General features: G+C 64.6%; 12 protein-coding genes and 1 tRNA gene. 10 read left to right on the top strand and 3 right to left on the bottom strand.

All coding sequences use genetic code 11. The annotated features are described in order from the left end of the window. Nucleotides 1–16 precede the first annotated feature (16 nt). The 4 genes from FAZ98_RS17820 (at nucleotide 17) to folE2 (ending at nucleotide 4,143) form a co-directional block, all read left to right on the top strand. Nucleotides 17–319 (top strand): exodeoxyribonuclease VII small subunit, encoded by a 303-nt coding sequence (locus tag FAZ98_RS17820; protein ID WP_158952621.1) that lies wholly within the window; start codon nucleotides 17–19, stop codon nucleotides 317–319. After that, the gene (locus tag FAZ98_RS17815; protein ID WP_158952620.1) at nucleotides 316–1,197 is read left to right on the top strand and encodes a polyprenyl synthetase family protein; all 882 of its coding nucleotides are present in this window, start codon (nucleotides 316–318) and stop codon (nucleotides 1,195–1,197) included. The genes FAZ98_RS17820 and FAZ98_RS17815 overlap by 4 nt, the downstream gene beginning before the upstream one ends. An 88-nt stretch (nucleotides 1,198–1,285) precedes the next feature. After that, the gene (gene dxs / locus FAZ98_RS17810; RefSeq protein ID WP_158952619.1) at nucleotides 1,286–3,193 is read left to right on the top strand and encodes a 1-deoxy-D-xylulose-5-phosphate synthase; all 1,908 of its coding nucleotides are present in this window, start codon (nucleotides 1,286–1,288) and stop codon (nucleotides 3,191–3,193) included. 143 nt (nucleotides 3,194–3,336) lie between these two features. Further along, nucleotides 3,337–4,143 (top strand): GTP cyclohydrolase FolE2, encoded by an 807-nt coding sequence (gene folE2, locus FAZ98_RS17805; protein WP_158952618.1) that lies wholly within the window; start codon nucleotides 3,337–3,339, stop codon nucleotides 4,141–4,143. A gap of 98 nt (nucleotides 4,144–4,241) precedes the next feature. Here folE2 and tsaD read toward each other — a convergent pair whose 3' ends face one another. Further along, nucleotides 4,242–5,270, bottom strand: a complete 1,029-nt coding sequence (tsaD, locus tag FAZ98_RS17800; RefSeq protein WP_158952617.1) for a tRNA (adenosine(37)-N6)-threonylcarbamoyltransferase complex transferase subunit TsaD — start codon at nucleotides 5,268–5,270, stop codon at nucleotides 4,242–4,244. Between the two features lie 220 nt (nucleotides 5,271–5,490). On the opposite strand from tsaD, the gene FAZ98_RS17795 reads away from it, so the two are divergent. From FAZ98_RS17795 to dnaG, 4 genes are all read left to right on the top strand, one after another. Next, nucleotides 5,491–6,717, top strand: coding sequence for a BaiN/RdsA family NAD(P)/FAD-dependent oxidoreductase (locus FAZ98_RS17795; protein ID WP_158952616.1), 1,227 nt, complete (start codon nucleotides 5,491–5,493; stop codon nucleotides 6,715–6,717). A gap of 70 nt (nucleotides 6,718–6,787) precedes the next feature. After that, a complete protein-coding gene (gene rpsU / locus FAZ98_RS17790; RefSeq protein ID WP_158952615.1) occupies nucleotides 6,788–7,000 on the top strand; it encodes a 30S ribosomal protein S21 in 213 nt (70 codons plus the stop codon). 209 nt (nucleotides 7,001–7,209) lie between these two features. Next, nucleotides 7,210–7,656: a GatB/YqeY domain-containing protein gene (locus FAZ98_RS17785; RefSeq protein WP_158952614.1), complete on the top strand. Its 447-nt coding sequence runs from the start codon at nucleotides 7,210–7,212 to the stop codon at nucleotides 7,654–7,656. A gap of 108 nt (nucleotides 7,657–7,764) precedes the next feature. Further along, nucleotides 7,765–9,642 (top strand): DNA primase, encoded by a 1,878-nt coding sequence (gene dnaG, locus FAZ98_RS17780; RefSeq protein WP_158952613.1) that lies wholly within the window; start codon nucleotides 7,765–7,767, stop codon nucleotides 9,640–9,642. A 52-nt stretch (nucleotides 9,643–9,694) separates the two neighbouring features. Here the strand turns inward: dnaG and FAZ98_RS35635 are convergent, their stop codons facing one another. Continuing rightward, nucleotides 9,695–9,946 (bottom strand): hypothetical protein, encoded by a 252-nt coding sequence (locus FAZ98_RS35635; protein WP_233272803.1) that lies wholly within the window; start codon nucleotides 9,944–9,946, stop codon nucleotides 9,695–9,697. Between FAZ98_RS35635 and rpoD the strand changes: the two genes are divergently transcribed. Together rpoD and FAZ98_RS17770 are read left to right on the top strand one after the other, a co-directional pair. Next, nucleotides 9,945–12,191 carry an RNA polymerase sigma factor RpoD gene (rpoD, locus tag FAZ98_RS17775; protein ID WP_407672109.1) on the top strand — a complete coding sequence of 749 codons (2,247 nt, stop codon included), beginning with the start codon at nucleotides 9,945–9,947 and terminating at the stop codon, nucleotides 12,189–12,191. The two genes, FAZ98_RS35635 and rpoD, sit on opposite strands and share 2 nt — an antisense overlap. A gap of 139 nt (nucleotides 12,192–12,330) precedes the next feature. Continuing rightward, nucleotides 12,331–12,418: transfer RNA gene (locus FAZ98_RS17770), tRNA-Ile, on the top strand. Between the two features lie 112 nt (nucleotides 12,419–12,530). Here FAZ98_RS17770 and FAZ98_RS17765 read toward each other — a convergent pair. Beyond that, nucleotides 12,531–13,727, bottom strand: coding sequence for a YncE family protein (locus FAZ98_RS17765; RefSeq protein ID WP_158952611.1), 1,197 nt, complete (start codon nucleotides 13,725–13,727; stop codon nucleotides 12,531–12,533). Nucleotides 13,728–13,936: the final 209 nt, after the last annotated feature.

Below are 13,936 nucleotides of genomic sequence, written 5' to 3'. Positions count from 1 at the left end.
ATTCTGGCGACGACTCATGGCGAAATCCGCAAGAAACGACGGTGCCGCAACGGCCGAGCCGGCCGAAGCCGAAGCGCTCCCCGAGAGCTACGAGGCAGCGCTCGCGGAACTCGACGGCCTCGTCGCGCGCATGGAAGGCGGCAGCCTGAGTCTCGAAGATTCTCTGGCTGCATACCGCCGTGGCGCCACGCTGGTGCGGTTCTGCCAGCAGCAGCTCGAAAAAGTTGAACAACAGGTGCGCGTGCTCGACGGCGAAACGCTGCGTCCCGTGCCCCTCAATACGACAGACTCCGCTGCGGGCGGAGACGACGATCTATGACATTTGACCAATGGACCCGGCTGGTGCTCGACCGGGTCGAAAGCGCGCTCGATCACTATTTGCCGGCTGCCGACGTGCAGCCCGCGCCGCTGCACGACGCCATGCGCTATGCCGTGCTGGGCGGCGGCAAGCGCGTGCGTCCGTTGCTGTGCCACGCGGCGGGCGAACTCACGCAAGCGACGCCCGAGGCGCTCGACGCGGCGGCCTGCGCGCTCGAGATGATCCACGTGTACTCGCTCGTGCACGACGACATGCCCTGCATGGACGACGACGACATGCGCCGCGGCAAGCCGACCGTACACGTCAAATATGACGAACCGACCGCGCTGCTCGTCGGTGACGCGCTGCAATCGCAGGCGTTCGTCACGCTCACTTCGGACAGCATCGCGGCCACGCGTCAGGCGCCGCTCGTGCGCGAACTCGCGTTGGCGAGCGGCTCGATCGGCATGGCGGGCGGTCAGGCCATCGACCTGGCGAGCGTCGGCCATGCGCTCACGCGTCCCGAACTCGAAACCATGCATCGCCTGAAAACGGGCGCGTTGCTGCGCGCTTCGGTACGCATGGGCGCGCTCGCGGGCGAAGCGCCTTCGGCGCAAACGCTCGCGGCGCTCGACGCCTACGCGGCGGCCGTGGGCCTGGCGTTCCAGGTGGTGGACGACATTCTCGACGTGACCGCCGACTCCGCCACGCTCGGCAAGACCGCCGGCAAGGACGCGAAGGACGGCAAGCCGACCTACGTGTCGATCATCGGCCTCGATGCCTCGCGCGTCCTCGCGCAGCAGTTGCGCGCCGACGCGCACGCCGCGCTCGAACCGTTCGGTGCGCGCGCCCAGCGCCTCGCCGAACTCGCAGACCTGGTGGTGAACCGGGTCAGCTGATCGCGCCATCCCGCCCACGCGCATGCAGCGGCCAGCCGCATGAGCAGAACACGTGCGGGAGCGCCAGTTTTCCTACAATGGAACGACGATGTACGACTTGCTGAAAACCATTGACGACCCGGCGGATCTGCGCCGTCTCGATCGCCGACAGTTGCAACCGCTTGCCGACGAACTGCGTGCCTTCGTTCTCGAAAGCGTCTCGCAAACGGGCGGCCATTTGTCGTCCAACCTCGGTACGGTCGAACTGACGATCGCGTTGCACTACGTGTTCGACACGCCGCGCGATCGCATCGTCTGGGACGTGGGTCATCAGACCTATCCGCACAAGATCCTGACCGGCCGCCGCGACCGCATGCCCACGCTGCGCCAGCTCGACGGCCTTTCGGGTTTCCCGAAGCGCGACGAGTCGGAATACGACACGTTCGGCACGGCGCATTCGAGCACGTCGATCTCGGCGGCGCTCGGCATGGCCGTCGCGAGCAAGCTCAAGGGTGAAGACGCCAAGGGTATCGCCGTGATCGGCGACGGCGCGATGACCGCGGGCATGGCCTTCGAGGCGCTGAACAACGGTGGCGTGGAAGACGACGTGCCGCTGCTCGTGATCCTCAACGACAACGACATGTCGATTTCGCCGCCGGTGGGCGCGCTCAATCGCCATCTCGCGCGCCTGATGTCGGGCCGTTTCTACGCTGCCGCGCGTGCGGGCGTCGAGCGCGTGCTGCGTCATGCGCCGCCGGTGCTCGATCTCGCGCGCAAGCTCGAAGAGCACGCGAAGGGCATGATCGTGCCGGCCACGCTGTTCGAAGAGTTCGGCTTCAACTACATCGGCCCGATCGACGGTCACGACCTCGACTCGCTGATCCCCACGCTGCAGAACATCAAGGAACTGCGCGGCCCGCAATTCCTGCACGTGGTGACGAAGAAAGGCCAGGGCTACAAGCTTGCCGAAGCCGACCCGGTGCTCTACCACGGTCCCGGCAAGTTCAACCCGGCCGAAGGCATCAAGCCGTCCACGGCGCCCTCGAAGAAGACCTACACGCAGGTGTTCGGCGAATGGCTGTGCGACGCGGCGGAACTGGATAACCGCGTGGTCGGCATCACGCCCGCCATGCGCGAAGGCTCGGGCCTCGTCGAGTTCGAAAAGCGCTTCCCGGACCGTTACTTCGACGTGGGTATCGCCGAGCAGCACGCGGTGACGTTCGCGGGCGGTATCGCCGCCGAAGGCATGAAGCCGGTGGTCGCGATCTACTCGACCTTCCTGCAACGCGCGTACGACCAGCTGATTCACGACGTGGCGCTGCAAAACCTGCCGGTCGTGTTCGCGATCGACCGCGCGGGTCTCGTGGGCGCGGACGGCGCGACGCATGCGGGCGCGTACGACCTCGCATTCATGCGCTGCATCCCGAACATGATGGTGATGGCGGCATCGGACGAAAACGAATGCCGCCAGATGCTCTACACGGCGCTCCAGCAGGATTGCCCGACGGCCGTGCGCTACCCGCGCGGCGCGGGCACGGGCGTGGCCACGGTCAAGCAGATGACCGCGCTGCCGGTGGGCAAGGGCGAAGTGCGCCGCGAAAGCCAGGCGCCCGCGGGCAAGCGCGTGGCGATCCTCGCGTTCGGCACGATGGTCGCGCCGTCGCTGGCCGCGGCCGAAACGTTCGACGCCACGGTCGCCAACATGCGCTTCGTGAAGCCGATCGACGCGGCACTCGTGAAGCAGCTCGCCGAGACGCACGACTACCTCGTGACCGTCGAGGAAGGCTGCATCATGGGCGGCGCAGGATCGGCGGTCGTGGAATCCCTGCTTGAAAGTGGGGTTATCAAGCCCGTACTACAATTGGGCCTTCCCGACCGCTTCATCGATCACGGCGATCCGGCGAAGCTGCTGGCAGCCTGTGGCCTCGACGCGGCAGGCATCGCGAAGTCGATTCGCGAGCGCTTTCTCGACAGCAACGCGAACGCCGCGGGTCAATCGGTGATGCGCGTCGCCTGAGTCCGGAGCCCGCGCAGCGCGGGCGGCTCACCCGACATTTGAACCGGCGGACGGGTTTTCCACCCGGCAACCGCCAGACAGCGCCGGCTCTTGCCGGCGTTGCCATTTGCGCGCCGTATCCGGCGCGGCTTGAGGATAAGAACATGAATCAGATGAATCCGGCCTTCGTGATGCCGGACGTGCAAAGCTCGGTCGACACGCGTCAGATCCCCATCCAGCGCGTGGGCGTGAAGGGCGTGCGTCATCCGCTTACCGTGAAGACGGGCGCGGGCGAGGTGCAGCCGAGCGTCGGCACGTGGAACCTCGACGTTCATCTGCCGGCCGACCAGAAGGGCACGCACATGTCCCGCTTCGTCGCGCTGCTCGAAGAGAACAAGGCGCCGCTCGAACCCGCCACGTTCCGCGCGATGCTCGACATCATGCTGACGAAGCTCGAATCGCAGGCGGGCCGTATCGAAGTGTCGTTCCCGTACTTCGTGAAGAAGGTCGCGCCGGTGTCGGGCGTGGAGAGTCTGCTCGACTACGAAGTGACGCTCACGGGCGACGCGCGCGACGGCCAGACGCGTCTGTTCCTCAAGGTGCTCGTGCCGGTCACGAGCCTGTGCCCGTGCTCGAAGAAGATCTCGCAGTACGGCGCGCACAATCAGCGCTCGCACGTGACCATCGACGCGGAATTCGAAGGCGATCTGCCCGTGGAAGACCTCATCCGCATTGCGGAAGAAGAGGCGTCGTGCGAACTCTGGGGTTTGCTCAAGCGCCCCGACGAGAAGTACGTGACCGAGCGCGCGTACGAGAACCCGAAGTTCGTGGAAGACCTCGTGCGCGACGTGGCCGTGCGCCTGAACGCCGATTCGCGCGTGCTCGCCTATGCGCTCGAAGCCGAGAATTTCGAGTCGATCCACAATCACAGCGCCTACGCCGTGATCGAGCACGACAAGCGGGCCGCCTGATTTTCGCTTGATCGTCGCTTGAACGCTGGATGTGAAAAAGCCGCCTGACAAGGCGGCTTTTTTGTTTCGCAGCTTGATCGGCAGAAGTTCTAACGCCGTTACTGCTGCGCCAACGCCGTCAAATCCCAGCGTGGCTTCACCGTGAACGCATAGTCGCGCGTGGCCTGTTCCGGCCAGCGTTGCAGGCGCAGCGCGCCCGCGAGCGCGATCATCGCGCCGTTGTCCGTGCATAGCGCGAGATCGGGGTAATGCACCTCGAAGCCGCGCTTTTTTGCCGCCGCCGAGAGCGTCTCGCGCAACTGCTTGTTCGCGCCCACGCCGCCCGCGACCACGAGGCGCTTCATTTTCGTTTTCTTGAGCGCGGCCAGCGACTTCGCGGCCAGCACTTCCACGGCGGCGTCGACAAAACCGCGCGCGATGTCCGCCTTGCCTTGCTCGCAGATATTCGCGCCGAGCTTCTTCACCTGCGTGAGCACGGCCGTCTTGAGCCCGCTGAAGCTGAAGTCGAGGTCGCCCGAGTGCAGCATGGGACGCGGCAGCACGACCGCGCCCGGCGTGCCGAATTCGGCGAGGCGCGAAACTTCCGGGCCGCCCGGATAGCCGAGCCCGAGCAGCTTGGCGGTTTTGTCGAAGGCTTCGCCGGCGGCGTCGTCGAGGGTTTCGCCGAGCGTTTCGTACACGCCCACGTCGGTCACGCGCATCAATTGCGTGTGGCCGCCCGAGACCAGCAGCGCGACGAACGGGAACGGCGGCGGCGCGTCCACCAGCAGCGGCGAAAGCAGATGCCCTTCGAGATGGTGAATGCCGACGGTGGGCCGGTTCCACGCCATGGCGAGCGCGTTGGCGATGCTCGCGCCCACCAGCAGCGCGCCCGCGAGGCCGGGGCCTTGCGTGAACGCGATGGCGTCGATGTCGGCGCGCGCCGCGCCGCTCTTCGCGAGCACTTCTTCCAGCAGCGGCAACGCGCGGCGAATATGATCGCGCGAAGCGAGTTCCGGCACGACACCGCCGTACTCGCGGTGCATGGCGATCTGCGAGTGCAGCGCGTGCGCGAGCAGGCCACGCTCGCTGTCGTAGAGCGCGAGGCCGGTTTCGTCGCAGGAGCTTTCGATGCCGAGAACGAGCATGGTGTGGCGCGCAACGGTCGCGAACGGGCCGCGAAAACGTCGCTAAAACGGAGAAAAGTAAGCCTGAAAGTATAGCAGTGCGCGCGTCGGCCGGCTGAGCGCGTCTCGAGTCCGTCCAGCGTTCGCCCGGAGGGCGCCTCGAAGTCGTCCCGAAGTTTCCCCGGAGCCGCCAGAGCGGCGCGCGGGCCGTGGCCGCTGCCGCGCAGGTAAAATGCGCGCCATGGAATCTTTCGACATCGCCGTGATCGGCGCAGGGGCGGCCGGCATGATGTGCGCGGCGGTGGCCGGCCAGAAGGGGCGCCGCGTGGCGCTGATCGATCACGCGCCGCGCCTCGCGGAAAAAATCCGCATCTCCGGCGGCGGCCGCTGCAATTTCACGAATCTGCACGCGAGCCCGGCCAACTATCTCTCGAACAACCCGCATTTCTGCCGCTCGGCGCTCGCGCGCTATACGCCGCGCGACTTTCTGGCGCTGCTGCGCCAGCATCGCGTGACGTGGCACGAGAAGCACAAGGGCCAGCTGTTCTGCGACCAGTCGAGCGAGGCGATCATCGACGTGCTGCGCGCCGAATGCGACGAAGGCCGCGTGGCGTGGCGCCGTCCGCTGCCCGTCGAGGCCGTGAGTCATGCCGATGGCGCGGGCTTCACGCTCGGCACGCCGCAAGGCGAGATTCGCGCGCAGGCGCTCGTGATCGCGACCGGCGGTCTGTCGATTCCGAAGATCGGCGCGACCGATTTCGCCTATCGCGTCGCGAAGCAGTTCGGCCACAAGCTGATCGACACACGCCCGGCGCTCGTGCCGCTGACCTTCGCGCAGGACGAATGGGCGCCCTACGTGCCGCTCTCGGGCGTGTCGCTCGAAGTCAACGTGGCGACGGGCGAGCGCAAGACCGGCGGCGCTTTCGACGAAGACCTGCTGTTCACGCATCGCGGCTTGTCGGGGCCGGGCGTCCTGCAGATTTCGAGCTTCTGGCAGCCCGGCCAGCCGATTCGCGTGAACCTGCTGCCCGAGCGCGACGCCACGGCGGCGTTGATCGAGGCGAAGGGCGAGACCAAACGCCAGATCGGCAATCTGCTCGCCGAATGGGTGCCCGCACGCCTCGCGCACGCGTGGCTCGAAACGCACCAGGTGAAGGCCGATGCGCGCCTCGCCGACCTGCCCGACAAGACGCTGCGCCGCGTGGGCGACGGCCTCGCGCAATGGACGCTCACGCCCACCGGCACCGAAGGCTACAAGAAGGCCGAAGTCACGCGCGGCGGTGTGGACACGCGCGAACTCTCCTCGGCGACGATGATGAGCCAGCGCGTGCCGGGCCTCTATTTCGTGGGCGAGGCGGTGGACGTCACGGGCTGGCTCGGCGGCTACAATTTCCAGTGGGCATGGGCCTCCGGCGTGGCCGCGGGCGAGGCCGCGGCGGACTTCGCGGCGGCCGTGCGGAGCGCCTGACGATAATCTGGCGACTGGCAATTTCCTTTGCTACACTCAGTTTTCTTTACCTCCGATCCGTTATTGGAAAATGACGACCATCCGCGTAAAAGAAAACGAGCCGTTTGAAGTCGCCATGCGCCGCTTCAAGCGCACGATCGAAAAGAACGGTCTCCTGACCGAACTTCGTGCGCGCGAGTTTTACGAGAAGCCGACGTCGGAGCGTAAGCGCAAGAAAGCGGCGGCGGTCAAGCGCCATTTCAAGCGTCTGCGTGGCCAGATGCTGCCGAAGAAGCTGTACTGATTTTCGGCGCCGTCGCGGCGCGCGCCTGGTGGCGCGGCGTGCGGCGGCGTGTGCAGCCGGGCCGGTCCGGCGAGCCACAAGCTCGATGGTTCCCGGCCGTGGCTGCCTTCTGGTGTGGTCGCAACCAAGTCGAATCTGCGCCGACCCGCCTGGAAACGCTTCCAGGCGGGTTTTGCATTCCAGCAACCCCAACGTAATTCAGGTGAGTGATGAGTCTCCGAGACCAGATCAACGACGACATGAAGGCCGCGATGCGCGCCCGCGAAACCGAGCGCCTCGCCACGATCCGTCTGCTGCTCGCCGCCATCAAGCAACGTGAAGTGGACGAGCGCGTGACGCTCGACGACGCCGGCGTCACCGCCGTCATCGACAAGATGATCAAGCAGCGCAAGGATTCGATCAGCCAGTTCGAAGCCGCCGGCCGGAACGATCTCGTGGAAAAGGAAGCGGCCGAGCTGACCGTGCTGGCCGCCTACATGCCCGCGCAACTGTCCGATGCCGAGATCGCCGCCGAAGTCCAGGCCGCCGTCGCGCAGGTGGGCGCCGCCGGTCCGCAGGACATGGGCAAGGTCATGGGCGTGCTCAAGCCGAAGCTCGCGGGCCGCGCCGACATGACGGCGGTCTCGGGCCTCGTCAAAGCCGCGCTCTCGAAGTAAGAGCACGCGTCTCGTGCGCGGCGTGCCGCTCCGTTCGCGGGCGGCGGCGCCGGGCGCTTCGGTGCGCGTCGCGCGAGACTCTTCTGCTCAACGGGCGTTCAGGCCTCGATGATTCCGCATTCGTTTTTGCAGGACCTGCTCAACCGCGTCGATATTGTCGACGTGGTGGGTCGTTACGTGCAGCTCAAGAAGGGCGGCGCGAATTTCATGGGCCTGTGCCCGTTCCACAACGAGAAAAGCCCGTCGTTCACGGTGAGTCCGACCAAGCAGTTCTATCACTGCTTCGGCTGCGGCGCGCACGGCACGGCGATCGGCTTTCTCATGGAACACGCCGGGCTCTCGTTTCCCGAGGCCGTCGAGCAACTCGCGCAGTCGGTGGGGCTCAGCGTGCCGCAGGAACCATCGCCCCTGCGCGGCGGCTTCAGCGGCGGCGGTGCCGGGGGCTTCGCGTCCGGCGCGTCGAAGGCCGTCACCACGGCGCTCTCCGACGTGATGCAAACCGCCTGCGACTACTACCGCAAGCAGTTGCGCGGCGCGCCCAACGCCATTCAGTACCTCAAGAAGCGTGGTCTCACGGGCGAAGTCGCCGCGCGCTTCGGGCTCGGTTATGCCCCAGACGGCTGGCAGAACCTCGAATCCGCGTTCGAGAATTACCGCGACGACTCGCTCGTGGAGTCGGGTCTCGTCATCGTCAGCGAAAAGCAGGATGCGCAGGGCGCCGCGCGCCGCTACGACCGTTTCCGCGACCGCGTGATGTTCCCGATCCGCAACGTAAAGGGCCAGGTCATCGGCTTCGGCGGCCGCGTCCTGGATGGCGGCGAGCCCAAGTATTTGAATTCGCCGGAAACGCCGCTATTTAACAAGGGCAGCGAGCTGTATGGGCTGTTCGAGGCGCGCCTCGCGATTCGCGAGCAGCGCTACGTGCTGGTGGTGGAAGGCTATATGGACGTGGTGGCGCTGGCGCAACTGGGCTTCCAGAACGCCGTGGCCACGCTCGGCACCGCGTGCACGCCGATCCACGTGCAGAAGCTGATGCGTCAGACCGACACGGTGATCTTCAGCTTCGACGGCGACTCCGCGGGCCGCCGCGCCGCGCGGCGCGCGCTGGACGCGTGTCTGCCGCACGCGGCCGACAACCGCACGATCCGCTTTCTGTTCCTGCCCGCCGAGCACGATCCGGACAGCTACGTGCGCGAATTCGGCACCGAGGCGTTCTCGGAGCAGGTCGAGCGCGCCATGCCGCTTTCGCAGTTCATGCTGAACGAAGTGCTGGCGGACAAAGAGCTGGATCAGCCCGAAGGCCGCGCCCGCGCGCTGTTCGACGCGAAACCGCTGCTGCAGGCGCTGCCCGCGAACGCCTTGCGCGCGCAGATCATGCACATGTTCGCGGACCGGCTGGACGTGCCGTTCGAGGAAGTCGCGGCGCTGTGCGAAGTGGACGCGCGCATTGCCCAGGCGGCGCGCCAGGCGCCGGCGCGCAAGGACCGGCACCTCGTCACGGGGCTGGAGCGCAAGGCGCTGCGCAGCCTCGTCATGCATCCGCGCATTGCGGCGCAACTGGACGAGGAGGCGGAGAAGGCGCTCATCGGCTTCACGCGCCACGGCGAGTTGTTCGAAGAGGTGGCCACGCACGCGCGCGCGCTCGGCGAATCGGCGGAATTCCAGCTGCTTTCGGATCTGCTGAGAAATGGGGCCAATGCTGCGACGTTCGAGGAGATTTTTCGCGAAATTCTGGACTATGATGAAAACGTTCGGGATTTACTGATGAAAAATCCCGAAGACGGCTCCGCTTTGGAGGAGCGCCGCGAGCAGGAGCGGCTCGTGAGCGAGGAACTCAAGGCAGCAATCCTGAAAATGCGCTACGACGCCTGCTGCGAGCGGCTGGACGCGCTGTCGCGGCAATCGAGGCATACGCCGGAGGAATTGGCCGAATTGATGTCGTTGAATCAGACGCGGGCTGAAATGAAACGTCAGCTCGGTTTGTAAGGGAAGGACCGCACGGGAGCGCATTTTTCTCGCGTGGTAAAATTACAGGTTTTCAGCGGTTTGTTTTTGTTTTTTCCGGGCAGGCGCGTGGGTATTCACTCGGGTTGGGGTAATCCGGGCGTGTCCAGGTTTCCAGCAAGGGCGGAATGGCAATGGCAAAGACTGCAGGCGGAAGCAAGGCGACTGGCAAGGGCTCGACGGAGCCGACCCAAACGGTCATTGAGGCCAATGTCGCAACATCCGCCCGTTCGTCAGGAAACGCGTCCAGTACCCGTTCCGAACCGGCAGCCCGGAGGAAGTCCATGGCTGCTTCGGCTGCAAGAGCAGCGCCTGTGCGCGCGGCGAAAGCCGCGTCCCAACCGGCAACGAAGCGGTCCGGTTCGAGAAGTGCAAGGGAAGTGCCTGCCGTCGCGGACGATGCGGCAGAGCGCGAGGCTCACGTATCCACGGTTCAAGCGGCTGTTGTCCAGCAGTCGCGAGTCGAGACTATAGCCGGTACGGCGAACTCCATGACGAAAAAGCTGAATGAAGTACCCGTCGATGACGAGGCAACCCAGAGCGAAGACAGCGCGCCCGCCGCGAAGGAGAAAACCTCCCGAGCGCGAGACCGGCGAGCCAAGGAAAAGGCGCTGCTGAAGGACGCGTTCGCGTCGTCGCAGCCCGGCACCGTCGAAGAGATCGAGGAGCGGCGCACCAAGCTGCGCGCGCTCATCAAGCTCGGCAAGGAGCGCGGCTTCCTCACGTATGCGGAAATCAACGATCACCTCCCGGACAACTTCACGGAAACCGAGGCGATCGAAGGCATCATCAGCACGTTCAACGACATGGGCGTGGCCGTCTACGAGCAGGCGCCCGACGCCGAAACGCTGCTGCTCAACGACAACGCACCCAACGCGTCTTCCGACGACGAAGTCGAGGAAGAAGCCGAAGTCGCGCTCTCGACCGTCGACTCCGAATTCGGCCGCACGACCGACCCCGTGCGCATGTACATGCGCGAAATGGGCACGGTCGAGCTGCTCACGCGCGAAGGCGAAATCGAAATCGCCAAGCGCATTGAAGACGGCCTCAAGCACATGGTCATGGCGATCTCCGCGTGCCCGACCACCATCGCCGACATTCTCGCGATGGCCGAGCGCGTCGCGAACGACGAGATCCGCGTGGACGAACTCGTCGACGGCCTGATCGATCCGAACGCCGAAGACACCGACGGCTTCGACGCCAAGCAGGCCGAAGAGATCGAGAACGAGGACGAAGAGGAAGAAGAGGAAGAGAGCGAGGAAGAGGAAGAAGAGGACGACGGCGCGGCGCAGGCGACGGCCAACGCGGCGCAGCTCGAAGCCTTGAAGCGCGCTTCGCTCGAAAAGTTCGGCCTCATCAGCGAGTGGTTCGACAAGATGCGCCGCGCCTTCGAGAAGGAGGGCTACAAGTCGAAGTCCTATCTCAAGGCGCAGGAAACCATCCAGAACGAGCTCATGTCGATCCGCTTCACCGCGCGAACGGTGGAGCGTCTGTGCGACACGCTGCGCGCTCAGGTTGACGAAGTGCGTCAGGTCGAACGCCAGATCCTGCACACGGTCGTGGACAAGTGCGGCATGCCGCGCTCGGAGTTCATCGCGCGTTTCCCCGGCAACGAAACCGACCTCGAGTGGTCGGAGAAGGTCGTGGGCGAACCGCACTCGTATAGCGCCATTCTCTCGCGCAACATTCCCGCTATCCGCGAACAGCAGCAGCGCCTGCTCGACTTGCAGGCGCGTGTGGTGCTGCCGCTCAAGGACCTCAAGGAAACCAACCGCCAGATGGCGGCCGGCGAACTGAAGGCGCGTCAGGCCAAGCGCGAAATGACCGAGGCGAACCTGCGTCTCGTGATCTCCATCGCCAAGAAGTACACGAACCGTGGCCTGCAATTCCTCGATCTGATCCAGGAAGGCAACATCGGTTTGATGAAGGCGGTGGACAAGTTCGAATATCGTCGCGGCTACAAGTTTTCGACCTACGCAACGTGGTGGATTCGTCAGGCCATCACGCGGTCGATCGCGGACCAGGCGCGCACGATCCGCATTCCGGTTCACATGATCGAGACGATCAACAAGATGAACCGCATCTCGCGTCAGATCCTGCAGGAAACCGGTCTCGAGCCGGATCCGGCAACGCTGGCCGAGAAGATGGAAATGCCGGAGGACAAGATCCGCAAGATCATGAAGATCGCGAAGGAACCGATCTCCATGGAAACGCCCATCGGCGACGACGACGACTCGCATCTCGGCGACTTCATCGAGGACAACAACACGGTGGCGCCCGCCGACGCCGCGTTGCATGCTTCGATGCGCGACGTCGTGAAGGACGTGCTCGACTCGCTCACGCCGCGCGAGGCGAAGGTGCTGCGCATGCGCTTCGGTATCGAAATGAGCACGGACCACACGCTCGAAGAAGTCGGCAAGCAGTTCGACGTCACGCGCGAGCGTATTCGCCAGATCGAAGCGAAGGCGCTGCGCAAGCTGCGTCACCCGAGCCGTTCGGACAAGCTCAAGTCCTTCCTCGAAGGAAATTGAGCCCGGTACGGGTGTAGTGCGCGGAAGTCTCGCGCCCGCTGGTCAGGCCGGCCTGCTTTCGTGTAGTATGTCGGCCTGTCGTCAAAAAGCCCGGCCTTTGGGTAGACCGGGCTTTTTTGTTGACCGCTGAAAATATCGTGGGCCGGACGCCGTGTTGGTTGCAGGCAGCGGACTCATAATCCGCCTCCGAAAGGACGTCGTGGGTTCGAACCCCACCCGGCCCACCAGATAGTCAGCGTGTCTGAAAAGACAATTTCCCCATGCGGTGAATGAACGCAAAAAAGCCGGCTTCGTTAGCCGGCTTTTGCGTTTCTGGCGCTCGTGTGTTTCCTCGCCGCATCAACGCCACGCCGTTGCGAACGCCGACGGACCCGCCGCAGCGGGCCGTTTCTCCAGAAGTTGCAGCTTCGTGCCGTTCCAGCCATAGGCGAGGATGACGTTCTCGTTCATATCCTGGACGTAGATGCGCTGGCCGTCTTTGGAGTAAGCAATGCCCTCCATCCAGCCCCCCGACTTCTCCTGGGCTTTCAGATGGAGCCGGCCGTTCTCGACCTCGAATACGCTCAAGTACCCGTTCGCATGCCAGAACGGCGAAGACTTCGCCTTCGTGGTGCCGTCTTCCGAACCGACCGTGAGATACCGTCCGTCCGGCGAAAACTTCATCGGCTCCGGCCCGCTCGGAACCGCGACCGTGTCGATCGTGCGGAACGGTGTCTTGCTAACGTCGATGATGCTGACGGTGTCCACATCACCCGCACTGCGTCCCATGTTGGAAACGGCGACCAGACCGCCCGCCGGGCTCAGCTCGATCGTGAGCGGGGCGATGCCGGTCGTGATGGAGCGCGCATCCTCTTCCACGCTGTCACCGTCGATGTGGAGAATGCTGACCCGGTTCTCCTTGTTCATGGTCACCAGGACCGTCCGGCTATCGCCGAGGAAAACCGCCCCATTGGGACCCGAATCCTTCTTGTAGGTGAACGTCTGGAACGGGCTGAGCGCGTGGCCCGAAATCGTGAAGAAGCTCACCGTGCCGCCGTCGCGATTGGCAACCGCCGCGTATTTCCCGTCGGGCGAGACACGGACGGAAGCTGCGCCAGCGCCAGCGGACAAATGCTGGACCACCCGAATCTCGGACCCATGCGGCGTGCCGCCAATTTCGAACACGTTGACCTGGGTATCGGGCTTGATCTCGCCCGCGTGTTCGGTGTCGAGCGACGTGGACGCCGTCGCGATGCCCCACGATGCGTCGGGCGATACCCAGAGCGCCATCGGAGGGCCCACGACGCTTCCGGCCATGTCGAACGTGGTGAGCAGCTTGAGGCGACTTTGCGCGCTCTCGTAGACAGTCAGCGTATCCGCATGCTGCGGCGACGCCGCGACGAGCTGGCCATCCTTCAGCGCCGTGTGACCATCGTTCGTGCTGAACAACAGGTCGGCCTGACTGTTCGCGCTCGCGCAGAGTGCGATAGCTGAGGCGATGACGATGCCGCAATAGCGTAGCTTCGTTCGAACTCCGAATTGATTCTGTGTCTTCAAGAAACCTGTCTCCGTTGATTTTATGGGCCGCGATGGTTCGCCGACCAGGGTAATGCGACCGGCAAAATCATCCTAACGTGGGGCAGCCGCGTGTATCTACGGCACAGGCGCATATCAGCTATGAACCGATCATGAAAATCGCATGCATTTTCATGGCGTGAATTTCCATACGGATAACTAATTTTATGGAATAGAAAGTCTGACCGCAG

Origin of the sequence: Paraburkholderia acidisoli (genome assembly GCF_009789675.1) — a bacterium.
GTDB classification, from domain to species: domain Bacteria; phylum Pseudomonadota; class Gammaproteobacteria; order Burkholderiales; family Burkholderiaceae; genus Paraburkholderia; species Paraburkholderia acidisoli.
Note: the sequence above shows the minus strand (reverse complement) of the source record. Positions and strands in the feature narration are given on the sequence as shown.

Excerpts from the sequence above, each read along its gene's own strand:
- FAZ98_RS17815 (WP_158952620.1), top strand. The coding sequence starts at position 316 with ATGACATTTGACCAATGGACCCGGCTGGTGCTCGACCGGGTCGAAAGC.
- FAZ98_RS17785 (WP_158952614.1), top strand. The coding sequence starts at position 7,210 with ATGAGTCTCCGAGACCAGATCAACGACGACATGAAGGCCGCGATGCGC.
- rpsU (WP_158952615.1), top strand. The coding sequence starts at position 6,788 with ATGACGACCATCCGCGTAAAAGAAAACGAGCCGTTTGAAGTCGCCATG.
- FAZ98_RS17820 (WP_158952621.1), top strand. The coding sequence starts at position 17 with ATGGCGAAATCCGCAAGAAACGACGGTGCCGCAACGGCCGAGCCGGCC.
- tsaD (WP_158952617.1), bottom strand. The coding sequence starts at position 5,270 with ATGCTCGTTCTCGGCATCGAAAGCTCCTGCGACGAAACCGGCCTCGCG.
- rpoD (WP_407672109.1), top strand. The coding sequence starts at position 9,945 with ATGGCTGCTTCGGCTGCAAGAGCAGCGCCTGTGCGCGCGGCGAAAGCC.
- FAZ98_RS17795 (WP_158952616.1), top strand. The coding sequence starts at position 5,491 with ATGGAATCTTTCGACATCGCCGTGATCGGCGCAGGGGCGGCCGGCATG.
- folE2 (WP_158952618.1), top strand. The coding sequence starts at position 3,337 with ATGAATCAGATGAATCCGGCCTTCGTGATGCCGGACGTGCAAAGCTCG.
- FAZ98_RS35635 (WP_233272803.1), bottom strand. The coding sequence starts at position 9,946 with ATGGACTTCCTCCGGGCTGCCGGTTCGGAACGGGTACTGGACGCGTTT.
- dnaG (WP_158952613.1), top strand. The coding sequence starts at position 7,765 with ATGATTCCGCATTCGTTTTTGCAGGACCTGCTCAACCGCGTCGATATT.
- dxs (WP_158952619.1), top strand. The coding sequence starts at position 1,286 with ATGTACGACTTGCTGAAAACCATTGACGACCCGGCGGATCTGCGCCGT.